The organism is Psychrobacter sp. CoH-33_TS_01, assembly GCF_058189395.1.
This window is the reverse complement of sequence record NZ_JBVGQI010000006.1, coordinates 116,086-136,499: the sequence shown is the minus strand read 5'-3', so window position 1 is coordinate 136,499 and position 20,414 is coordinate 116,086. Positions and strand designations below refer to the sequence as shown.

General features: G+C 47.1%; 22 protein-coding genes and 1 tRNA gene. 12 read left to right on the top strand and 11 right to left on the bottom strand.

Features of this window, described 5'->3' with window-relative positions; translation table 11 throughout:
- Positions 1-44 precede the first annotated feature (44 nt).
- The gene (locus ACZ2XM_RS10850; RefSeq protein ID WP_490588854.1) at positions 45-527 is read right to left on the bottom strand and encodes a nucleoside deaminase; all 483 of its coding nucleotides are present in this window, start codon (positions 525-527) and stop codon (positions 45-47) included.
- Positions 528-949: 422 nt separating this feature from the next.
- The gene (locus ACZ2XM_RS10845; RefSeq protein ID WP_490588855.1) at positions 950-1,603 is read right to left on the bottom strand and encodes a UPF0149 family protein; all 654 of its coding nucleotides are present in this window, start codon (positions 1,601-1,603) and stop codon (positions 950-952) included.
- A gap of 430 nt (positions 1,604-2,033) precedes the next feature.
- Between ACZ2XM_RS10845 and ACZ2XM_RS10840 the strand changes: the two genes are divergently transcribed.
- Both ACZ2XM_RS10840 and ACZ2XM_RS10835 read left to right on the top strand, forming a co-directional pair.
- The gene (locus ACZ2XM_RS10840; RefSeq protein WP_490588856.1) at positions 2,034-2,474 is read left to right on the top strand and encodes a hypothetical protein; all 441 of its coding nucleotides are present in this window, start codon (positions 2,034-2,036) and stop codon (positions 2,472-2,474) included.
- Between the two features lie 93 nt (positions 2,475-2,567).
- Entirely contained in the window at positions 2,568-2,942 is a 375-nt protein-coding gene (locus tag ACZ2XM_RS10835) for a cell division protein ZapA (protein WP_490588857.1), read from the top strand.
- Positions 2,943-3,095: 153 nt separating this feature from the next.
- On the opposite strand, the gene ACZ2XM_RS10830 is transcribed toward ACZ2XM_RS10835, so the two are convergent.
- From ACZ2XM_RS10830 to ACZ2XM_RS10810, 5 genes are all read right to left on the bottom strand, one after another.
- The gene (locus tag ACZ2XM_RS10830; protein ID WP_490588858.1) at positions 3,096-3,371 is read right to left on the bottom strand and encodes a hypothetical protein; all 276 of its coding nucleotides are present in this window, start codon (positions 3,369-3,371) and stop codon (positions 3,096-3,098) included.
- Between the two features lie 142 nt (positions 3,372-3,513).
- Positions 3,514-5,640, bottom strand: coding sequence for a glycine--tRNA ligase subunit beta (glyS, locus tag ACZ2XM_RS10825; protein ID WP_490588859.1), 2,127 nt, complete (start codon positions 5,638-5,640; stop codon positions 3,514-3,516).
- Between the two features lie 136 nt (positions 5,641-5,776).
- Positions 5,777-6,535, bottom strand: a complete 759-nt coding sequence (locus ACZ2XM_RS10820; protein WP_490588860.1) for a hypothetical protein — start codon at positions 6,533-6,535, stop codon at positions 5,777-5,779.
- Positions 6,536-6,634: 99 nt separating this feature from the next.
- Positions 6,635-7,645 (bottom strand): glycine--tRNA ligase subunit alpha, encoded by a 1,011-nt coding sequence (gene glyQ, locus ACZ2XM_RS10815; protein WP_490588861.1) that lies wholly within the window; start codon positions 7,643-7,645, stop codon positions 6,635-6,637.
- A gap of 296 nt (positions 7,646-7,941) precedes the next feature.
- Complete coding sequence (locus tag ACZ2XM_RS10810; RefSeq protein ID WP_490588862.1) at positions 7,942-8,154, bottom strand: PspC domain-containing protein; 213 nt, start codon at positions 8,152-8,154, stop codon at positions 7,942-7,944.
- 572 nt (positions 8,155-8,726) lie between these two features.
- Here ACZ2XM_RS10810 and nadR point away from each other — a divergent pair.
- The 3 genes from nadR to ACZ2XM_RS10795 all read left to right on the top strand — a co-directional run bounded on the left by nadR (position 8,727) and on the right by ACZ2XM_RS10795 (position 11,369).
- A complete protein-coding gene (gene nadR, locus ACZ2XM_RS10805) occupies positions 8,727-9,869 on the top strand; it encodes a multifunctional transcriptional regulator/nicotinamide-nucleotide adenylyltransferase/ribosylnicotinamide kinase NadR (protein WP_490588863.1) in 1,143 nt (380 codons plus the stop codon).
- Positions 9,870-10,007: 138 nt separating this feature from the next.
- On the top strand, positions 10,008-10,757 hold the full coding sequence (pnuC, locus tag ACZ2XM_RS10800) for a nicotinamide riboside transporter PnuC (RefSeq protein ID WP_490588864.1): 750 nt from the start codon (positions 10,008-10,010) through the stop codon (positions 10,755-10,757).
- A gap of 159 nt (positions 10,758-10,916) precedes the next feature.
- Positions 10,917-11,369 carry an Mpo1 family 2-hydroxy fatty acid dioxygenase gene (locus ACZ2XM_RS10795; protein ID WP_490588865.1) on the top strand — a complete coding sequence of 151 codons (453 nt, stop codon included), beginning with the start codon at positions 10,917-10,919 and terminating at the stop codon, positions 11,367-11,369.
- A gap of 154 nt (positions 11,370-11,523) precedes the next feature.
- Here ACZ2XM_RS10795 and ACZ2XM_RS10790 read toward each other — a convergent pair whose 3' ends face one another.
- Both ACZ2XM_RS10790 and ACZ2XM_RS10785 read right to left on the bottom strand, forming a co-directional pair.
- On the bottom strand, positions 11,524-12,315 hold the full coding sequence (locus tag ACZ2XM_RS10790) for a glucose 1-dehydrogenase (protein WP_490588866.1): 792 nt from the start codon (positions 12,313-12,315) through the stop codon (positions 11,524-11,526).
- Positions 12,316-12,674: 359 nt separating this feature from the next.
- A tRNA-Gly gene (locus ACZ2XM_RS10785) sits at positions 12,675-12,749 on the bottom strand.
- A 483-nt stretch (positions 12,750-13,232) separates the two neighbouring features.
- Between ACZ2XM_RS10785 and ACZ2XM_RS10780 the strand changes: the two genes are divergently transcribed.
- From ACZ2XM_RS10780 to ACZ2XM_RS10765, 4 genes are all read left to right on the top strand, one after another.
- Positions 13,233-14,057, top strand: coding sequence for a M48 family metallopeptidase (locus ACZ2XM_RS10780; RefSeq protein ID WP_201498765.1), 825 nt, complete (start codon positions 13,233-13,235; stop codon positions 14,055-14,057).
- 271 nt (positions 14,058-14,328) lie between these two features.
- The gene (locus tag ACZ2XM_RS10775; protein ID WP_490588867.1) at positions 14,329-14,646 is read left to right on the top strand and encodes a BolA family protein; all 318 of its coding nucleotides are present in this window, start codon (positions 14,329-14,331) and stop codon (positions 14,644-14,646) included.
- 169 nt (positions 14,647-14,815) lie between these two features.
- The gene (locus ACZ2XM_RS10770; protein WP_490588868.1) at positions 14,816-15,175 is read left to right on the top strand and encodes a SirB2 family protein; all 360 of its coding nucleotides are present in this window, start codon (positions 14,816-14,818) and stop codon (positions 15,173-15,175) included.
- Positions 15,176-15,195: 20 nt separating this feature from the next.
- A complete protein-coding gene (locus tag ACZ2XM_RS10765) occupies positions 15,196-15,606 on the top strand; it encodes a hypothetical protein (protein WP_490588869.1) in 411 nt (136 codons plus the stop codon).
- A gap of 177 nt (positions 15,607-15,783) precedes the next feature.
- Here ACZ2XM_RS10765 and trxC read toward each other — a convergent pair whose 3' ends face one another.
- The gene (gene trxC, locus ACZ2XM_RS10760) at positions 15,784-16,227 is read right to left on the bottom strand and encodes a thioredoxin TrxC (protein WP_490588870.1); all 444 of its coding nucleotides are present in this window, start codon (positions 16,225-16,227) and stop codon (positions 15,784-15,786) included.
- A 57-nt stretch (positions 16,228-16,284) separates the two neighbouring features.
- Entirely contained in the window at positions 16,285-17,172 is an 888-nt protein-coding gene (locus ACZ2XM_RS10755) for an MBL fold metallo-hydrolase (RefSeq protein WP_490588871.1), read from the bottom strand.
- Between the two features lie 362 nt (positions 17,173-17,534).
- Here ACZ2XM_RS10755 and ACZ2XM_RS10750 point away from each other — a divergent pair, with 362 nt between their 5' ends.
- From ACZ2XM_RS10750 to ACZ2XM_RS10740, 3 genes are all read left to right on the top strand, one after another.
- On the top strand, positions 17,535-19,277 hold the full coding sequence (locus ACZ2XM_RS10750; RefSeq protein ID WP_490588872.1) for a SulP family inorganic anion transporter: 1,743 nt from the start codon (positions 17,535-17,537) through the stop codon (positions 19,275-19,277).
- Positions 19,278-19,424: 147 nt separating this feature from the next.
- Complete coding sequence (locus tag ACZ2XM_RS10745; RefSeq protein WP_490588873.1) at positions 19,425-19,751, top strand: protein tyrosine phosphatase family protein; 327 nt, start codon at positions 19,425-19,427, stop codon at positions 19,749-19,751.
- 137 nt (positions 19,752-19,888) lie between these two features.
- Positions 19,889-20,221: a protein tyrosine phosphatase family protein gene (locus ACZ2XM_RS10740; RefSeq protein WP_490588874.1), complete on the top strand. Its 333-nt coding sequence runs from the start codon at positions 19,889-19,891 to the stop codon at positions 20,219-20,221.
- Positions 20,222-20,414: the final 193 nt, after the last annotated feature.

Genomic DNA, 20,414 nt, shown 5'->3' with positions numbered 1-20,414 from the left:
GCGAATTAAGTTAACCTATTCATCAAGTTAACCTTGCCATTAAGCTAACCTTGCTGATGCGCCCGACGATGCAATTGCTTAATCTCGTCTTCTAGCTCAGGAATGGGGCCTTCGACTGGGATGTTTGGCGCGACGTCTTGGATAGCTAGTGCCGTCACCGGAGAGTCGTTGCTCACCCCCATCTCCTCTAACCACTCAATCAATTGTTTGGAGGAGCTGATGTAGACGATACGGCCTAATCCCGCCCAAGCATGCGCGGCTGAACACATCGCACAATGCTCTCCTGAGGTATAAACCGTTGCGGTACTGCGCTCATCCAAGGTCATATTTTTAGCGGCCCAACGAGCGACCGCAATCTCGGGGTGGTAGGTAGCATCTACGGTTTGATTGCGATTACGGTCTTCACGGAGCACATTACCTGCGCTATCGACCAACACGCTACCAAAAGGCTCATCGCCCTCGCGTAAAGCCTCTTCTGCCAACTCAAGACAGCGGCGTAAATGGGTCATATCGGTATCAGTAGTCATCATCACTCCTTGATGTTGAGGGGAGGCAGCAGGATAGCCCTGCCCTAGTCTTATCTTAATAGGTTTGGGCAAGCTAGGGCGTATCCTCAATTGAATCATGAGGCTAAAAGTGAGATAGATTTTTGTCAGTCCATGGAAATTTTGCAGAGAATATAAGTATATTGTCTAGAAATTTTCGCAGAGTGACGAAAATATAGCCAGTTTTAGTCCATTACACGCTAGTGTTGTTAATTGAGGACACGCCCTAGTATGGACTTAAAAGGTAACGCTTAACTTAACACCCTTTGCCCGGCTGCTCAACTTCTACCCCCCTTAAAATCAGCAGCGCCCCACTAAGCTCGACCTTCACATAGCGCCCTTAGCAAAAGCTATCTGCCGCTTTATGAGCTAGCTTGCTCTCAGGCTAGCGCAGCAAAGACATTTTAAGACGGACGGTTTTGATTCATGGCATCGATTACAGGAGGCATCGGTTTTGGGGTCTTGCCTTCCGCTTGCAGCTCAAGCGCAGTTTTAGCATCTATAGACAAGCCCGAGATCAGCGATAACTCTTTTACCGGCTTACGTTTTCGGGTAGAAAAGCTGACCGGCACCATGCGGGCAAACTCATAAAGATGCAGGTAAGACTCCTCGCCGCCTTCAAACTCATCGTCTGGACTCACCCGGATACCGCCAATTTTTGATAGCGTATTGAGCTGCTCAGTTTCTTCAGCAGTGATACGACAATCGGTAATACCGAAACCGGTAAGGAAGCCGTTCGCCCAGTGTTTCAAGGCCATTACCCGCTCGTATAAGTCATGTTCATCATCAGGGACTAGCGGGGTATAAGCGTAGGCATCATCTTTGTCTTTGAGCTGAAATACGGTATCCTCTGCTTCATCGGTCAATAGTGTTAAGGCTGCAGGCTCTGGGATAGAAAAGCTCAGCTCGGTCAGCAGCTGTATCCAGTCTTCCTCAGAAGGCGGCTCACAAGCGGTCATAATACCGGTCATTAAGCCATGCAACTCACTAATGGTAACGTCGGTCCAATCGGCAAAGGCGACGTTCCAATCATTCCAGCCAGAGATATTGTCATTCATAATCGAGATCCTATTTATAGAGCTTGTGGAAAAAATTTATTAAGAAAGTAGCGTCATACAGAGTAACTCAATGACATACAGAGTAACTCAATGAATAGTTACTTATTACACAACTGGCTATTATGACCCTAAGGCGCTATGAGCCATATGAGCCGCTTGCTCAGCCCGGCAGCCTTCCTTTATCCAAGAGTCGCCACTATTAAAATAATACTGGGCTCGCTTGAAAGGCAATATGGCAAATTTTGAGCAGCACTAGCGCAAATCTTCAGGGACACTAGGGCAAATATAGTGCGGTTATAGACTTTGACGTCAGATGAATTATTGTCTTACCATCGAGGTATGGATATTATGCGGTCACCTGTGGCATTATTAAAGTATCTCCTCACAATAACTACGCAGCTAGACATTAGCATAAGGTAAAGCACTCACCATGATTGAGCAATTAAAGACCCTCGAAACTATGCTTACGACCATTCGTAAGCAATATCAGCAAGCTACTGAGGAACTTCTGGCCATAAAAAAGTCGCCACAAATCGATCCTGCAGTGCATAACACGTTAAAAGCCAAGCTTGAAGCCTTTAGCAAAGAGCGCGACACCCTAACCAAAGAGCGGGATACGCTAAAGAGCAACCTCAATGAGCTCGATCGTCGCTACCAGTCTTTGGCTGAGGCACACCACCTGATTGGTGAAGAGCAAGATAAATTGCAGCAGCAGATCGATGAGCTTACCGAACACAATACGCTACTTACGCAACAAAACGGCGAGCTGAAACAACAAGTCGACAAGCTAGTAGAGAAAAACCGCGTCGCCGCTGAACACACGCAAGTGGTCTTAGAGCGCCTGACCCAAATCGACCAAATGGAAGAATAATCAGACTACAACCGGGGGCAATAATCATCGGCCAAACCCATGATTCTCCATTGTATGGACACTAATATTTACTACTTGTAGGACTTTTTATTTATGACTATTATTAGCAATCCCGCCAAAGACGCCGTACCTGCGCAACCTGAAGCCGCTACCACTCCTGTGGTGGAAGAGCCGCAGTTTAAAAAGGTCGCTATCGCTATTGCTGGCAAAACTTACCAGGTCAACTGCCCCACTAGTGAAGAAGAGGCGCTGCGTAAATCTGTCTCTTACATTAATACTTTTGCGCTAAACCTAAAAAGCGATATGCCGCGTATTGGTCAAGAGGACTTATTGGTGCTGTGCTGCTTAAACCTATATGAAAAATTACAAGAGCAAAAAGCCTCTAATACTAGTGAGCTCTTGCTGAGCCAAGAAGCCGACGCTTTGCTTGAAAAGATTATCAAAGATGCTAAATCGATGCTCAGTTAGCCGTTATTAAAAAACCCGCTAGCCCTAAAGAATACAAAAGGCAGTGAGCTAACTCACTGCCTTTTTTTGCGCCATTACGCCAAGCTATTGCTAATGCCTTTTTACACTTGCTGGCTAAACCTGCGAACTTAACTTACTGACTAAAATTGCTGGCTAAAGCTGCTGATTAGCCGAGCGATAGACTTTACCCGCATGAAAATCGGCTTGATGCTCGTAGTTGCAAAAGAACCACTCGCCTGCGCTGTCCGGTTTTGGCTCTAGCACCCCTCGATATTCCGCCAATTCATTATGGCAGAAGTCACAGGCACGCGGCGTCAGCACATCACCCTCTTGCGGATAGTAATGCGCTGGCGGTTTGGGATACATCACCTTGTAGAATATCCACATCACTATCCAAATAATGATGAACGTCATAATTACAGCAAACAAGAGCAGCTCCTTAGCGCTTAGCGAGGACTAGCAAAGTCTGTATCTGCCAACCCTCGTTGCGAATATCTAGTATAACCGGTGGTACTCGTGCAGTCGCCAGTAAATTGAGGGACTCAACACCTACCCCCTGCGTAAAACCAGCTTAAATTTGCAGCTCACCAATATCGGCAACGGTTAGAAACAGCTCACGCACTTGCTTTAACAGCGCAAGACGGTTGGCTTTCAACGCCGCATCTTCTGCATTGACCATAACGTGATCAAAGAAGTCCGTCAATGGCGCCTCAAGCGTGATGAGCGCTTGCAAGATTTGCGGGTAATCTGCAGTAGCCTGTAACGGAGCGACCGTTGCTTTTGCAGTATTTACTGCCGCATTTAGAGACTGCTCTGCCGCTTCTGTTAGTAGCATCGCATCCACTTGCTCGGCCACATCACCATCAGATTTAGCTAAGATATTGGCAACACGTTTATTAATCTCTGCCAAAGTTGCCGCTTGTGGCAAGGCACGGAAGCCCGATACCGCACGGATACGCTGATCAAAATCAAGCGGCATATGCGGGTTGATAGCCAAGACCGCTTGAATAGTGTCAACGCTGACACCCTGCTCAGTGTACATAGCACGGTAGCGAGAGTTCATAAAGTCGATGACTTGGGTAAAGGTATCGCCCATCTTCGCGACTTTATCAGCGCCATCTGCATTGTAATTGCGGATAGCTTGCTCAACCAAGCCAATCAGGTTAATAGGTAGCTGCTTTTCAATCAGAATTCTGAGCACGCCAATCGCTGAACGACGTAGGCTAAACGGGTCTTTTGAACCGGTTGGCGCTTGGTCAATACCAAAGATACCCACTAGCGTGTCGATACGATCGGCTAACGCTAAGCAGATACCGACTGCCGTCTTAGGTAAGACATCACCGCTAAATTTAGGCAGATATTGCTCTTCGATAGCCGCCGCTACGGCTTCTGGCTCACCATTTAGACGCGCATAATAAGTCCCTGCCACCCCTTGTAGCTCTGGAAACTCACCCACTAAAGTACTGGCCAAATCGGCTTTTGATAAGATAGCCGCGCGGGTAGCTTGCTCGATATCGATGTCTTTAAAGGCCGCTAGACTTGAACTTGGGTTACTTTCTGCTTCCCCTTTTAATTGAGAGGCAATAAAGGCGGTCAATTTGGCAACACGCTCAGATTTCTCCCAAATGGTCCCTAACTGGTCTTGGAATACGCGATTTTTAAGATTTTCTGTCAACGTGAATAACGGCTGCTTTTGATCTTGTAAGAAGAAGAACTCAGCATCGGCGAGACGCGGGCGCACCACTTTTTCGTTACCGCTGATCACTTGCTGCGGGTCTTTTGACTCAATGTTGCTAATAAAGATAAAGTAAGGCTGCAATTTACCATCGCTATCGGTCAAGCAAAAATACTTTTGGTCCGCTTGCATGGTTGAGATAAGGGCTTCTTGTGGCACTTGTAAGAAACGCTCTTCGAAGCTAGCTCGTAGCGCAACCGGCAAATCCACCAAAGCAGTGACTTCATCGAGCAAAGCTTGGGGCACGATAGCGCTAGCATTGACTTCACTAGCCAATGCCGCGACTCGCTCGCTGATTAGCGCCTGACGCTTATCAAAATCAGCAATAACTTTGGCGTCTGCGAGCAAGCTTTCATAGTCGCTAGCCTGCGGGATGGTCATAAAATCGGGAGAGTGGAAGCGGTGACCACGGGTCTGATTGCTGCTCTGTAAGCCTTGCACTTGCGCGTCAATCACTTGATCGTCTTGCATTAACACCAACCACTGCACCGGACGCACAAACTCTTCACGGCTCGCGCCTGAGCGCATACGTTTGGCGATAGGCAATTTATCTAACGCGGTTTGGAAGATAGCTGGTAAGAGCTCAGTGACCGGTTGACCGGTAATCTTTTGCTCATAGCCAATATAGTCGCCTTTATCGGTTTCGATAGTCATCAATTCGCTGACATCGATACCTAAACCCTTGGCAAACCCTTCTGCTGCACGGGTAGGCTTACCCTCAGCATCATAAGCGGCTTTGATAGCGGGGCCACGCTTTTGCTCGCTACGGTCCGGTTGCTTATCCGCAATCCCTTCGATTTGAATGGCTAAGCGACGCGGTGCGGCAAAGGCTTTTAGGCTGTCATAGCAGATCTCCGCCTCTTTTAATTGGCTCTCCACACTGCTTTGTAGCGCATCACGCAGTGGCTTTAGGCTTTTTGGTGGCAGCTCTTCGCAACCGAGTTCAAATAAAATAGTGGTCATGGGGCTCTCTGATTATGAAGTCGTTTTAAAATTTTTAGCAATTATGAATGGTATGGATTATAGCAAAATCAACCGGCCATCAGGCGGGCTATTGCGCATTGGCTCTGATAGCTATTAACGCCACACTTACTCTACCCTAAGCTATCTTAACCATTTTAGATTTATTGCATAACGGATAAGTGCTGACAAAAGGCTCGATACGCTTGACCATTTGCTCGTAGCTGTCGCCATACATATACAGGGCCGTCTCCGAATAGCCTTGCCAATAGCTATTCACCATCCCTACTCCTTTGAGCAGGCTGTTGCACTTATCAAAGACATGGCGAATGTCATACTTTTGATAGATTTTGGGGGCCAAGTCTTTACCATTTAGATAAAGTCCTAAGCCTTCTTGATGACCAAAATGAATTTTACGGCACGGGTTAATTTCCGCTTCTGCTTCACTGTCTGTTGCCGCATTTTCAATAGCTGTATTTGCAATAACGGCCCTTTCAATACTGCTATCTGACGGCTCATAAATGGTTAAGCTTGAGCCTTTGGGCGCCAATGTCGATTCAAAAAAACCGATGATATGGTCGATAATAGTGTCGTTGCACTCTGCTAAAGCAATCTCGATGACGCTCTCAAAGCTTTCGCCATTATCGTCTAACAAGCTACCGCCGCCGACAATATCAGCCTGTAGGTTTAACTGCTCACAAACATCAAGAAAGGCATCTTCGAGCTCCCCTTGATCTTCTGGACGCAGTTTGGCCTTTAGATTGACCACTACCAGCGTCTCATCATTAGCCACTGTAGCGTCTGCTTGAGCGGTAGTCGGGTTTTGCTTAGCCACCACGATTTCTAGATTGTCTAGCATGGCGGCGGGGTCATTCACACTAGCGTCTTGGTTATTCATATCAGGTCTCTTAGCCGTCATAGCGGCCAATACTGCTGGCAAATTATTAATAAGCGCAGCGAGCGATTACCCGTGCGCTATTACCCTTTATCTTAGGATTTATTTTTTCTTTGGCTGGTCTTTGGCAGTATCTTTATCAGCGGTATCTTTGTCAGTGTCTTTTTTAGCACTGTCTTCTTGCGCAGACGCTGCTTTCGGCAGATATTTTTTCAAAGCCGCCTCTTTGTGGGCTTCGTCCGCTAACGGGAAGCCTAATTTAGCTCGCGCCTCAACATAGCCTTGGGCGACCTTACGGGCTAAAGTACGCACGCGTAAGATAAAACGCTGACGCTCAGTCACAGAAATGGCACCACGGGCATCGAGTAAGTTAAAGGCATGCGAGGCTTTTAGCACCATTTCATACGCGGGTAATGGCAGACCGGCCTCCGCTAACTTGTCGGCTTGCTGCTCATAGAAGTCGAACAGCTCAAACATTTTCGGCACATCAGCGTGCTCAAAGTTATAAGTCGACTGCTCTACTTCGTTTTGATGGAACACATCGCCGTAAGTGACGGTGCCAAACGGGCCATCGGTCCAGACCAAGTCATAGACGCTATCGACGCCTTGGATATACATGGCCAGACGCTCAAGCCCATAAGTAATCTCGCCGGTCACTGGGAAACACTCGATGCCACCGACTTGCTGGAAGTAGGTAAACTGAGTCACTTCCATACCGTTAAGCCAGATCTCCCAACCTAGACCCCAAGCGCCCAAGGTTGGCGACTCCCAGTTGTCTTCTACAAAGCGGATGTCATGAGTCAGCGGATCGACACCAATCGCCTTCAGCGAGTCTAAATACAGCTCTTGGATATTGGGTGGATTGGGCTTGAGCACCACCTGAAACTGATAATAATGCTGCAGACGGTTGGGGTTATTGCCATAACGGCCATCGGTGGGACGGCGCGACGGCTGCACGTAAGCTGCGTTCCAGACTTCAGGCCCTAGTGAGCGCAAAAAGGTAGCGGTATGAAAGGTACCTGCGCCCATCTCCATATCATAAGGCTGTAGCACAACACAGCCCTTGTCTGCCCAGTAGGATTGCAAAGTTAGAATGAGGTCTTGGAAAGTCATAGCGTCGCCATTGTTAGGTAATCGTGGTAGCAATTATAAGATAAATTATAGGTAAATAAGCCGAAGAAATTATTTTAAGCCAATAACTGGCTTTTTAGGCCCTCACCTTACTAAAAAACGGCAATTTTATCCATAGTCTGCCAACGGATAGACAAAAAAATACCTAGATGGCGAGCCACCTAGGCAGGAGGAAAAGCATGTTCTAATTATAATTAATACAATTTATTGTTGATAAAGATAAAGCAGTAGTTCAAATAAAAAAAATCATTAATGCAGGGATAGTTATGACCCGTTACTTAGCGGTAAGACTCCGCGCTAGCGTTAGGCATTACCAACCATAAAACCAGATAAACTAGGATACCCGGTACCGCTACACTGGCTGTCGATACGATGACAAACAATATTCGCGTTAACATGGGTGACCAGCCTAGATATTCAGCAATACCGCCCATTACCCCACCGATCATACGGTGTTGACGAGAACGATGTAACTTAACCAATTTGGCCAAAATTAACTCCTTAAGTAGGGAAAGGTCAGCTTAAGTATAGTGTAATACTACTAAACTATGTCATCTAGCTACTGACTACCGCTTAATTGATAATCATTATAGCCTCTCTATACCTGAAAGACTGTAGCCCATCTAGTCTTGCTTTGTGAGTTTTTGCTACATAAGCTTACACTACCTTGTCTTGAGTATATTTAAGTCATTGATTACGTAAAATTATTTCAAAATATTTCAAAGAATGTTTAGCGTGCTATTATTACCCGTTTGCAACTGCTAGTCTCTTTAACAGGCCACGTAATAGCTTTTAAAAGCCACTATAGGGTTATTTTTGCTCAGTTATTTTTAGTTGCTGCGTCGGTTTAGCCGCTGTGTGATGGGTTACTGACGCCGCCTTTTATTGATTATGTTAGCCCCTATTACCGCTAAGCTCACTTAAACAGTAAACAGGCTCTCTTACTATGGCCATGTCATCCTAATATCAAGACCTCTCTGGACAAAAATTATAAATAACTATTTAATAGCTTTATTAAATCCCCCCATTCTTTTCTTTTATTTATCGCTTGCTAGGAGACGTCATGCACGACTCAGGACTTATGATTGGTCATTTTGAGCCATTACATCTCGGCCAGATGCGCAGTATCCTGCACGCAGCAGGGCAAGTGCGCACGCTGCATATCGTCATTACTCAGCATCCAAGCCCCAACCCTGATTATCTAGTGACCTTGCAGGATAAAGCCCGTTGGTTACAGATGGCCTGCCGTGACCTGCCTTTTATTCAGATTCATACCACCGACGAGATTCAATTGCCGGTGCATGATAATTTTGATGAGGTGTTGGTCGATATTCACGCCACCAATACCAAACTGCAGTTGCTACTAGAGCGCTTAGAGATTGTCCCTAGCAGCCAGAATAATCATAGCGACGTCGTTACTGACATAGTTACTGACACCGTGGCGGTTAGCCATACTGCCGACAGTGCTGGCGACCTGCCCTTTTTATTTGTCGCAGAAAACCACCCGTTGGCCCAACCCGCTCTGTATGCGCAAATGCGTCTGCCTATCCTGACTACCCCAGAACAGCCCGGCTACCATTCGGCCGATATTGCCCGTGATCCGATTGCCCATTGGCCGGCTATCCACCCTGAAGCGCGTGGCAGCTATACCAAGACCGTCGCTATCGTGGGCGGTGAGAGCTCAGGCAAGACCACGCTAGTTCACAAATTAGCCAACTATTATGGGGCCAGTTTTGCGCTCGAGATGGGGCGCTTATATGTCGGAACCGATTTGGGCGGCTCAGAGGTCGGGCTGCAATATAGCGATTATGGGCCTATCTCACTCGACCATGCCGAGGCCATCCGGGTGGCGACTTATCGCGCGCCTGCTCCCGTAACCTTTGTGGATACTGACTTTGTGACCACCCAAGCTTTTTGTGAGGAGTACGAAGGCCGCACCCACCCTTTCGTCGCCGCCTGTATCGATGAGGTGCGCTTAGACCATACCTTATTTTTGGCCAATAATACCCCGTGGGTAGACGATGGCATGCGCTCGTTGGGTACTGAATCAGCACGCGACCGCTTTGAGCAGCGACTCACCGACATCTTTGCCCGTCATCACATTGAGCCGCATCGCATCACTGATCCGGATTATGACGAGCGTTATCAGCAAGCGATTGCTTATATTAACCAACATATTTATGGTGGCCTGCCTCCTAAGTTTTAGTCGCTTATGGCTTAGTAGATTTCGTTAAATTATAGGTTTCGCTTTGCGGGACGAATCTTTCAGATACTGTTTTAGGTCATCAGCTTATAAGGCTGGGTATTTGAGACTCTTTATTTTTGGTTTGCTTTAAGGACAACTATGCGCATTCAATTATTAGACAACATCACAGGGAAGTGGTCCATGCAGTGGATCATCAGTTGGTTCATTTGCGGGGTCTTAGCCTTATCCTTGGGGTTTTGGAAGTTCACCGAGCATCAAACGCTAGATTGGTTTTATCTGGGGGTGTCGTTAGTCGGCTTGGTATGTGTGGTGTCGCTCTCTTTCCGTAAAAACGTCATGGGCAACGGATTGGGCATGGCCGCTACCGCCGGTGAGGTGGTGGTGCAGGCCACTTCTGGCGCGGTAGGCTTAATGCTCGCCCCTTTATTCAACTTCTTTACTCACGTTTATGGTCTGTTTTACTGGTCAAAGAACACCGACCCTGATGGCGATATGGTGCCAAAATCCGCTAGCAAGTGGATCTGGATGCTGACCATAGCCTTTATTGCCCTAGGCTTAGCGCTGTTCCCTATCGTCAATGAGTGGCTGGCACAAAAAGGCTTTGCGGTCGTCGATAATGATGGCAGTAAGTTCTTAGGTATGATTGATTTCTACTGGATTAACGTCGCAGCATTTGTGCTATCGATTACTGCGCAAGCCACCATGATCCTGCGTTATTCTTTTAACTGGTGGATTTGGATTGCGGTCAACTTCGTCTGGCTCATCGTCAACTTAATGACCGGCAACTACATCTTTGCTATTCAAACCATGGTCTATCAAATCAATGCTTTTGTGGGTCTATATGAATGGCACCGCAGCGAGCAATTGGCCAAAGGCAAGCTGGGTTGATATAAACGCTGCCACTGTTTTTAATGAGTAAGCCTTAAAACCGGTATGTTGCCCCTTTTCAGTCAAACTAGGGTGGGCACGCTGGTTTTTTGGTTTACAACCCGCTAATTACCTGTTAAAACTATAGCTATAGCAATTAATACTGACAGGGAGGTTAGTATGATCCGCACCCGTAATAAAAACAAACGCTCTCTTGAGCAATGGCTCGCCGAATATGCCGTTAGCCACCAAAACCCTTTAAATAAAAAAATCCATTGGCTCTGTGTGCCCACTATCTTTGTGAGCATCCTTGGCATGGGCATGTCGCTGTCGGTGTGGTTTACTTTAGTCGCCACGGCGCTGGTAGGTATCTTTTACCTTGGTCTGTCGAAGCAGCTGTTTTTTGCCATGGGCATCTTTACCCTACTCTGCTTGTCCGTGATGGCTTTTATGCCATTGGGCTTTAAATTTTGGGCCTTAGTGTTTGTCGTCGCCTGGATTGGGCAGTTTATTGGCCATAAGGTTGAGGGCAAAAAACCGTCTTTCTTTGAAGACCTACAATTCTTATTAATTGGCCCGGCTTGGGTGGCCAATAGTCTCACAGGACGCAACATTAAACCGGCTACTGAATAATGAGTCTGCCAAAGTAATTTCCTACCCTTTATTTTGCATATCATCCATTTTGCGCAATCCTAAAAAAACCGCTACTGTCATAGAGACTATAGCGGTTAGACAAAATAGCGATTAGGCCAATAGCCCTCGCCAATACTGCCTATTAGTCTAGCTACTAATCTAGAGTCTGTACCCCGCCACCGTTTACAAAGATGGTCTGACCACTGACCCAAGTCGAGATTGGCGCGGCAAAATACAGCATAGCGCCGGCGATATCATCGGCTTCGCCCAAACGTTTAATCGGCGTATGAGAGAGCATGCGCTCCTCAATCTCAGGGGTGAGCACGCTAGCTAGAGCATCGGTACGTGTCGCACCAGGACCTACCGCATTGATACGCACCTCAGGACCAAAGTCATGCGCTAGGTTGGCCACCATATGATTGACCGCCGCTTTTGAGCCGCCATAGCCGCTCATATTTGGGCTCTTATTAATGCTCGACATTGAGGTGGTGAAGACGATGGAGCCATAACCCGCCGCTTGCATATGCGGCGCGCACAATTGCGATAAGCGCCAGCCACTAAATACGTTTAATTCAAAATCGCGACGAATATCGTCTACGGAGATCTTGGTCGGATCTTCTTTACCGCCACCACCGCCGCCCGCGTTATTGATCAAGATATTAATCTTGCCAAACTCGTCCATTACGCTATCGACCAAAGCGACTAAGCTGTCATCTTTTAGGATGTTACACTCTACCGCGAGACCTTTGACACCATAAGCTTCGATTTCTTTTACCGCCGCTTCAGCGTCTGCTTTTTTTAAATCGGCAATGACGATATCAGCACCCGCTTGTGCTAAGCGCAAAGCTGTGGCTTTACCAATACCGTTAGCACCGCCAGTGACGATAGCGACTTTCCCTGATAAATCGAACAACTCTTTAAAACTTTTTTCTTGATACGCAACCATGGTCTTATCTCCATTTATTAAGCACTGGCTAGACGCTCTATAGCGCTATTAGCCCTAATAATCTCACTTACTAAGATAGGCCGATAAGTCTGGTTAGTCCACTTAGGTTATCCCTAGAGCTGTATCGACTGTGTGCTATTTTGCAGCGTATTGCACGTTGTCTTGTCAGGGGTTTTGAAAGCTGCTAACTGATTTGGGGTTAGCATTGGTATTACGAACTTTTTTAGTATCGTTTTCACTAGCATCAGGCATTAAGATAAGTGTGCGTTCGTAAAGACAAGTAAAAAACACACGCATAAAAAAAAGCCCCACAACTCCTAAAGAGTTATGGGGCTTTCCGCTGTATTTCAAGCCATATTTGGAGCGGGATAAGAGATTCGAACTCTCGACCCCAACCTTGGCAAGGTTATGCTCTACCACTGAGCTAATCCCGCATTTAATGTTGATAATCTTCTTTACTAAATCTTAGTAAGTAGTGATTGTCCTCATTAGGTTGGCTATTCTAGCAACTTTCTGACGTGTGTCAACGGTTTTTTTAAAAATTATTAAAATAATTACTTTTGCGCGTTTTTATAGACAGTGCAATCGTGTGATTTTAGTGACTGAACCCTCGCGCAAGTGGTTTTCCCTAGAGTTACTTATTATACTAAATGCCGACATACTAAATGCCAAAAAATTTTGAACATTCTGAGCCTTATTAGGTAGGGTCAGTAAAATTTAGCATTATTTTTTTATTAATCATCTTTTTATTAATCATCCTGGTATTGATTCGGATGATACGTTTCTTAGCACTCGTACTTAATGCTTAAAGGTTGGGCAGCGTTCTATAGTAAGGCTGCTACAAAAATCCCTCTAAGATAGCGACGAGGATTGCTATATTTAGGTGAATTAATATTTATTGGACAGTGAGGTCTTTTATGAAAAAATTACTATCGACGGCCGTATTAGCGGCTAGCATTACCACTATGGCTGGCGCAGGCGCGCTTTCTGGCTGTTCTAGCACAACCGGTGGCGGCGCTATTGGCGTGGACCGTCAGCAGCTCCTCTTAGTCTCAAGCGAAGAAGTCTTGCAGATGTCAGCGCAGAGCTATAATAAAACTATCGCTGAAGCCAGATCTAAAGGCGTTTTAGATACCAACGCCGCTATGCGCTCTCGACTCCAAGGCATCGCCAATAGATTGGTAGGTCAAGTGGGTGTCTATCGCCCTGATGCTGCCCGTTGGAATTGGGAAGTGCACACTATCAAGTCTAATGAGCTGAATGCTTTTGTCATGCCCGGTGGTAAAGTGATGTTTTATACCGGTATCGTGGACCGTCTGACGCTCACCGATGATGAGATTGCCGCTATTATGGGGCATGAGATGGCGCATGCGCTACGCGAGCACTCTCGTGAGCGTCTATCGCGCGAAGTGGCCACCCAAACGGGTATTGGCCTTGCTGCCAGCGTCTTTGGCCTGTCACAGGGGCAAGCACAGTTAGCTGGGGTCGCTGGTGATTTAGGATTAAGCCGTCCGCACAGTCGCACGCAAGAAAGCGAAGCCGATCAAATCGGTCTTGAGCTTATGGCCCGCGCTGGGTACAACCCCCAAGCTGCCATTACTTTGTGGCAAAAAATGCAGCGTGCTAGCCAAGGTGAGCCACCACAATTCTTAAGCACTCACCCTACGAGCAGCAACCGTATCGCTCAGATGCAAGCCTTACTGCCAAAAGTAACACCGCTCTATCAACAAAACCGCCGTTAATGATAGCCTAGCCATTATTGAGCACGAGCTAGACGATGTAGCAGTAACAGCCGTTTATTAACTGTAATAACCAGCTATGCCTCGTCTTATACTAGGAAAGCAGCCAGTAATACTCGATAATGGGTACTGGCTGCTTTTTATATGGGGCTATTGTTTAGAGTATAAGCATTGACTACTATTAATAGGGGCTCTATAGACTCCCAAACATAGAAACAGAAATAGCCACATAAATAGCAATAGCAACTTGATAACAAAACCATAAGGATAGACTATGAGTACCGCAGAGCAACTCACCGAATATCTACAAGATTTAAACCCCTCGCATCTGGCGCTAGAAAATGAATCTATGCAGCATGCAGGCTATTTTGAAGGTAAAGAAAGCCACTTTAAGCTGACTATTGTCAGTGACGCTTTTATGGGTAAGCGCCCAGTCACCCGTCATCAGCAAGTGTATGCTTTAGCAGGACCACTATTGACCAGTGCTGGCGGCACAATCCATGCGCTAGCCATTCACGCCTATACGCCTGATGAGTGGGCAGCGACCGAGGCAGCACCGGACAGCCCGTTATGTGCGGGTAAAAATAAATAAGTCGCTGATAGGCGCGTATGTTGTACGCTGATATTGAGCTATAGCCGCTAGAGCTTCGATTACTAAATATTGCCAGTCTTATTACCTCGCCTGCAGTCTAGAAAAGTGTAGTCGCTTATCTTCCGCTTACCTCCAGACTGCTGAGTAATATCACCCGCTAAGGATCCCTATGAAACACTTACATATGCTGATGGCGGTCATCGTCATTGTGCTATTTATTTATCAAAGCTTTGTCGCACTAACGACCCGCCAGCCGGCACCTAGAGTCGTCAAAATCTCCACTCATATTACTTATGCTCTAATCATCATATCGGGTGGCTGGATGCTGATGCAATTGATGTCGGTCAACGCCCCTGTACAATGGGTGGTAGCGAAGATTGTACTGCTCATAGCGGCAATTAGTGCTAGTATAAAAGCATTCAGAGCCACCGCTACTCCTGCGCAAACCAAGGCCGGTGTCCTCATCGCTGCGGCAGCCTATGCAGGTATCGTGTTCCTTGCTGTAGCCAAACCTGCTAATTTTTTCTAGCCCGCTGTATTGGAGTTATTATGCGCCCTATTACTTCACGTCTATCTGCCCTCTTAGCCCTTACGGCAAGCGCAGCGCTACTGTCTAGCTGTGCCAGCACGGGTAATATTAGCCCGCAGTATATTCCGCCCAGCAATTATCAAAGCTATAACTGTAGCGCGCTTGGCCAAGAATATAACCGCATCAATACTTATGTTAAACAAGCCCAACAGCAGCAGTCTACCCTATCGACTACGGGAGTTGGTGTAGGGGTCTCAGCTGGTCGTTGGGGCATCTCGCCAAACATTAGCTTTGGCTTGGGCAAAAGTGGCAACACGCAAGCGCGTGATGCGAAGTTATCTAGACTGTATGGCGAACGCGATGCTGTGGTGCAATCGGCCCGCCTAAAACAGTGCGACTTTGCTACAGGCTTAAAAATCTACGGCGAATAAGTGAATAACGTAACTTAAACTTGGCAGCCGCTGACTTAGTGGCTCAATGGCCTAGATTTCTGAATTAGGTTCCTAATTTGGCTTTCTGGTTTAAGTTAGGGCACGCATAAAAAAAGCTGAACATCCTGTGTTCAGCTTTTTTATGGTCTGCGAATCGGTAAAAATAATCACTTATACTTAGCGCAAGCTCTGTACCCACTGCACAATCTGACTGCTAGGCAATGCCCCTGACTGGCGTGCCACCTCTTTACCGCCACGGAAAGCGACCATAGTCGGCAAACTACGGATGCCATAGGGAGCGGCAGCCTGCTCATATTTATCGGTCTGCAACTTCGCAAACACCACTTGCGGCAATTGCTGGGCTGCCGTAGCAAACTGCGGCGCCATCATTAGACAAGGCTGGCACCAACTCGCCCAAAAATCGACGATGGTTAGCACTTCATTTTTTTGAATAGTCTTACTAACCGTCTGCTGGGTCAGCTCAATTGGCGCTGCGGTCAATAATGCCTGCTGACATTTACCACAAGTCGGCTGCTCGCTCAGACGCGAGGCTGGAATACGGTTGGTCGCCTGACACTGCGGACAAACGAGATGTAAGGAGTCAAGGTTAGTGTTGCTCATATCAGGCCTTCCTAATTATAAAAACAGTAGCAAAAACTTATTATGCAGCGCTTCTCTCTAACTGCCCAAATGGTTTAAAGGTACTTTCAAATAGCGCACGCCATTGTCTTCTGGCTCGGGCAGCTTGCCGGCATCGATATTGACCTGTACCGCAGGAATAATCAGGCGCGGCATCTCTAAGGTCGCATCACGGCGCTCGCGCATCTGCACAAACTCTGCTTCGCTAATACCATCTTTCACATGGATATTGCTCATCTTCTGCGCTTTGACCGTCGTGGTCGGGCAATACTTACGACCTTCCCCAGGATAGTCGTGACACAGATAAATCATCGTGTCTTCTGGCAACGCTAGGATCTTTTGAATCGACTGGTATAACTGCGCAGCATCACCCCCTGGGAAGTCGCAACGAGCCGTACCCACGTCTGGAGCAAATAGCGTATCCCCTACAAATACAGCGGTCTTTTCCGCACCTTCTGCACCCGTAGCACGCGCAATATAAGCCATATCCGCTGGGGTATGACCCGGCACATGCATAGCGGTGAGCACGATATTACCTAAGAGCAGCTCACTACCCTCTTCGGTCAAAATATCAAACTGGCTGGCATCGGCTTTAAACGCCGCGTCAAAGTTAAAGACCTTCTTAAAAATTTCTTGCACCTGCGTGATGTATTTACCAATCACTAGCTTGCCGCCGAGCGCAGCTTTGACATCCGGCGCTGCAGACAGATGATCGGCATGCGCATGGGTCTCAATAATATAGACGGTCTCCCACCCATGCTCTTTGACAAAGTCGATTACCTCATCAATACTTTCGGTACTGGTATGGCCCGACTTATTATCAAAATCCAATACTGGGTCAATAACCGCACATTGCTGGCTGCTAGCATCTACTAGCACATGTGTATAAGTCTCGGTATCGTTGTGTAAAAAGGAATAAACATCCATAATTGCCTCATTAGCGAAAGAAGTTGCTTATCATATTAATAGCATTATAATTATGTTAATAATATTATAAGATAAAATATTATATAATAATGTATATTGTACTTTAAAAGAAAACTTCAACCCATTCAAGCCATTTTTTTGTAGGATCTCTCAAGTCTGTCGCTTTCCCTAGCTGTCGTTACTATGAATAATAGACGCTATAGGGGCTTTGAGCAAAGTATACCTTGGGTTTCTGTACTAGGAGGCCTGATATAGCCTGAACAAAGCTATGCTAGGCGGCTATGCACAACAAGCAAACGACCAGCCGCTGAGAAATCAGTGACCAGCAAATTGAGACGGCACCAGTAAGGGCGAGACCAGTAATGACCGGGCAAAAAACCTCACATAATCTTCTACATTGGTTGCTACCCGCTTGGGTCCGCAGCTATACGCCTGCCCGTTTACCCGCTGATATTATTGCCGGTTTAGTGGTTGGGGTGTTGGTCATTCCGCAGAGTCTTGGCTATGCGGTACTTGCCGGCTTGCCGCCCGTCTATGGGCTTTATGCGGCCATAGTGCCCGTATTGGTCTACGCTTGGGTCGGTGCTAGCAATGTGCAAGCTGTAGGTCCCGTCGCTATTACAGCGATTATGACGGCCAGTAGTTTGCATGGCTATGCTGAGGCAGGCGCTGACACTTACGCCTTAATGGCCAGCCTCTTAGCCGTCATGATGGGACTGATGCTTTGGGTAGCCGGTAAATTAAAACTCGGCTGGGTAATGCAATTTATCAGTCGCGGGGTAGCAGCAGGCTTCGTCAGTGGCGCAGCCGTACTGATTTTCGTCAGCCAGCTGAAGTACTTGTTGGGCGCCTCAATGTCCGGCAACACCCTTATCCAATATATCAGCTCTCTTACCCACAACCTCAACACCATTCATTTGCCAACATTCCTGGTAGGCGGCGTGACCCTAGGCTTATTTTTAATCAATCGCTATGGCGGTAAATGGCTCTGGGAAAGCTGGCTGCCCACTTCCTCAGCAAAATGGGCTGCACGCTTATTTCCCCTTATTTTAGTGGTCGCCGCCATCGTCGCGAGCATGCTAGGTCATTGGGGGGCACTAGGTATCCATGTGATTGGCGAAGTGCCCAGCGGCTTGCCTAGCCTGCAACTGCCCATACCTAGCCCTTTGCCGAGCGTAGAGGCGATATTGCAGTTGATCCCCACCGCAGCCTTGATGGCGTTGATTGTCTTTGTCTCTAGCAGCTCGGTCGCCAGCACTTACGCCCGCCTGCGCGGGGAGCGTTTTGAGGCCAACGATGAGCTCAGAGGTTTAGGCTTGGCCAATATGGCTGGGGGTTTCTTCCAGAGCTTCCCGGTCGCCGGCGGCTTTTCTCGTACAGCTATCAACGTCGACTCAGGGGCCAAATCACCGCTAGCTAGCCTAGTTACCGTGGCGGTCATGGTAGCGGCATTATTGGTGCTAGGCGACCTTATTGCGCCCCTACCCTATGCTTTATTAGGCGCCATGATTATGGCCTCGATTGTCAGCTTGGTCGATGTCACCACTTTTAAATCGGCTTGGCGAACCGACCGTTTGGATGCCTTTAGCTTTGGCGCGGCCTTTTTAGGGGTATTAGCTTTTGGTCTAAATACTGGGCTGGTGATTGGCCTGATCACCTCTTTTGCTGGGCTGATTTGGCAATCGAGTAAGCCGCATATTGCCGTCGTTGGGCAATTGGCGGGCAGCGGACACTTTCGTAATATTAACCGTCACGATGTGGTCACTTACCATAACCTGCTCATTGTGCGCGTGGATGAGAGCTTATTTTTTGGTAATAGCGAGTCGGTCTATCGGCAACTGCAGCTGGCTATCGAGCGCTATCCAGAAGCCAGCGAACTGGTGCTGATTATGTCGGCGGTCAACCATATTGATTTGACCGCGCAAGAGATGCTACTCAGCCTTAACCAAACGCTAGTTAGTCAAAATAAACGCCTACACTTTAGCTTTATTAAAGGCCCTGTCATGGATGTCATTGAGGATACGCCCATCATTCAGAATCTATCCGGACAAGTCTTTTTAAGCACGATGCAGGCGGTAAAGACTTTAACCGAAGATGAGGCATAAAACCGCTTGGATAAGTTAAGCTTTAGTTAGCGAATTAGGCAGTCTGTGTAATAAGATAGCGAAGTTTTTTTAACAGAGCATGGTGTAATTCATCGATTGTCGTTATCATAGGGTTTCATTTAACTTTCATAAGTTTATTGACCCAACATGACCGACACTATTACCATCTATAAGCAAATTTATCCGCAGCAGTGTCCGCAACTGTCTGCCCTAGGCTATCGCTCTTTGATTAACATTCGTCCCGATGCCGAGACCGAGCAGCAGCCCAGTAGTGATGCCCTAAAACAAGCGGCTAACGACGCAAGCTTAGCTTATGTCTACCTGCCTTTTGACTGTGAGCGTCTGAGTCTAGCGACTATTGAGAGCTTTGCGACGTACTATCATGAGTTGCCCAAGCCTATCATGCTGTTTTGTGGCTCTGGTAGCCGTGCTAAGCTGCTGTATCAAAGCGCCTTGATGCAAGGGTTGCTATAAGACGACTAGGGCTTGTAGCCGCCAGTATTATCCCTATATTTATAGCTTTTATATTTATATAGTCTGTATGCATGTCCCCTATACTTGCCCAGCCGCACTACCCTTTACCATTGAATAATATAATAAGGAAAATCAGTATGAGTCATCAAGTTAGTTTTGCCGGACAAATCACCCCTGACCAAGTTCAAGCTGTCGCCGACGATGGCTTTAAAACCATCATTAATAATCGTCCAGACGGGGAAGAAGCCAACCAACCGCTAAATGCTGATATCGCTGCGGCTGCAGCTGCGGCGGGCGTGACGTATAAAGAGATTACCTTTGCTGGTAATGCCTTAACTCAGCAACGTGTGGAAGAATTCGCCGATTTCTTTAATCAAGCCGAGCAGCCTATTCTGATGTTTTGCCGTACGGGTAACCGCTCAAACGGTCTTTACGAGACTGCTAAGCAAATGGACTTATTAGACGACTAATTTAGTCTAATCGCTACTTGTTCTTATATCTACTCACATCCTATAAAAATTGCCCTTCCCGTATTTGGAGGGGCTTTTTTATGCTAAAAAATCTATTCTCGCTGCCATTGTTTTTTGCCTAGCAGGCTTAATTTACGTTTTGGTCTACGCCTTTGATAAGGCAACTAATCTACCGTAAAGGCTCTTACCATTC

Bases quoted from the DNA above. Each gene is read 5' to 3' on its own strand.
- ACZ2XM_RS10775 (WP_490588867.1), top strand. From the start codon at position 14,329: ATGAGTACCGCAGAGCAACTCACCGAATATCTACAAGATTTAAACCCC.
- ACZ2XM_RS10835 (WP_490588857.1), top strand. From the start codon at position 2,568: ATGACTATTATTAGCAATCCCGCCAAAGACGCCGTACCTGCGCAACCT.
- ACZ2XM_RS10840 (WP_490588856.1), top strand. From the start codon at position 2,034: ATGATTGAGCAATTAAAGACCCTCGAAACTATGCTTACGACCATTCGT.
- ACZ2XM_RS10795 (WP_490588865.1), top strand. From the start codon at position 10,917: ATGATCCGCACCCGTAATAAAAACAAACGCTCTCTTGAGCAATGGCTC.
- pnuC (WP_490588864.1), top strand. From the start codon at position 10,008: ATGCGCATTCAATTATTAGACAACATCACAGGGAAGTGGTCCATGCAG.
- ACZ2XM_RS10750 (WP_490588872.1), top strand. From the start codon at position 17,535: ATGACCGGGCAAAAAACCTCACATAATCTTCTACATTGGTTGCTACCC.
- ACZ2XM_RS10850 (WP_490588854.1), bottom strand. From the start codon at position 527: ATGACTACTGATACCGATATGACCCATTTACGCCGCTGTCTTGAGTTG.
- ACZ2XM_RS10780 (WP_201498765.1), top strand. From the start codon at position 13,233: ATGAAAAAATTACTATCGACGGCCGTATTAGCGGCTAGCATTACCACT.
- glyQ (WP_490588861.1), bottom strand. From the start codon at position 7,645: ATGACTTTCCAAGACCTCATTCTAACTTTGCAATCCTACTGGGCAGAC.
- ACZ2XM_RS10745 (WP_490588873.1), top strand. From the start codon at position 19,425: ATGACCGACACTATTACCATCTATAAGCAAATTTATCCGCAGCAGTGT.
- ACZ2XM_RS10790 (WP_490588866.1), bottom strand. From the start codon at position 12,315: ATGGTTGCGTATCAAGAAAAAAGTTTTAAAGAGTTGTTCGATTTATCA.
- ACZ2XM_RS10770 (WP_490588868.1), top strand. From the start codon at position 14,816: ATGAAACACTTACATATGCTGATGGCGGTCATCGTCATTGTGCTATTT.
- ACZ2XM_RS10820 (WP_490588860.1), bottom strand. From the start codon at position 6,535: ATGAATAACCAAGACGCTAGTGTGAATGACCCCGCCGCCATGCTAGAC.
- trxC (WP_490588870.1), bottom strand. From the start codon at position 16,227: ATGAGCAACACTAACCTTGACTCCTTACATCTCGTTTGTCCGCAGTGT.
- ACZ2XM_RS10740 (WP_490588874.1), top strand. From the start codon at position 19,889: ATGAGTCATCAAGTTAGTTTTGCCGGACAAATCACCCCTGACCAAGTT.
- ACZ2XM_RS10755 (WP_490588871.1), bottom strand. From the start codon at position 17,172: ATGGATGTTTATTCCTTTTTACACAACGATACCGAGACTTATACACAT.
- glyS (WP_490588859.1), bottom strand. From the start codon at position 5,640: ATGACCACTATTTTATTTGAACTCGGTTGCGAAGAGCTGCCACCAAAA.
- nadR (WP_490588863.1), top strand. From the start codon at position 8,727: ATGCACGACTCAGGACTTATGATTGGTCATTTTGAGCCATTACATCTC.
- ACZ2XM_RS10845 (WP_490588855.1), bottom strand. From the start codon at position 1,603: ATGAATGACAATATCTCTGGCTGGAATGATTGGAACGTCGCCTTTGCC.
- ACZ2XM_RS10765 (WP_490588869.1), top strand. From the start codon at position 15,196: ATGCGCCCTATTACTTCACGTCTATCTGCCCTCTTAGCCCTTACGGCA.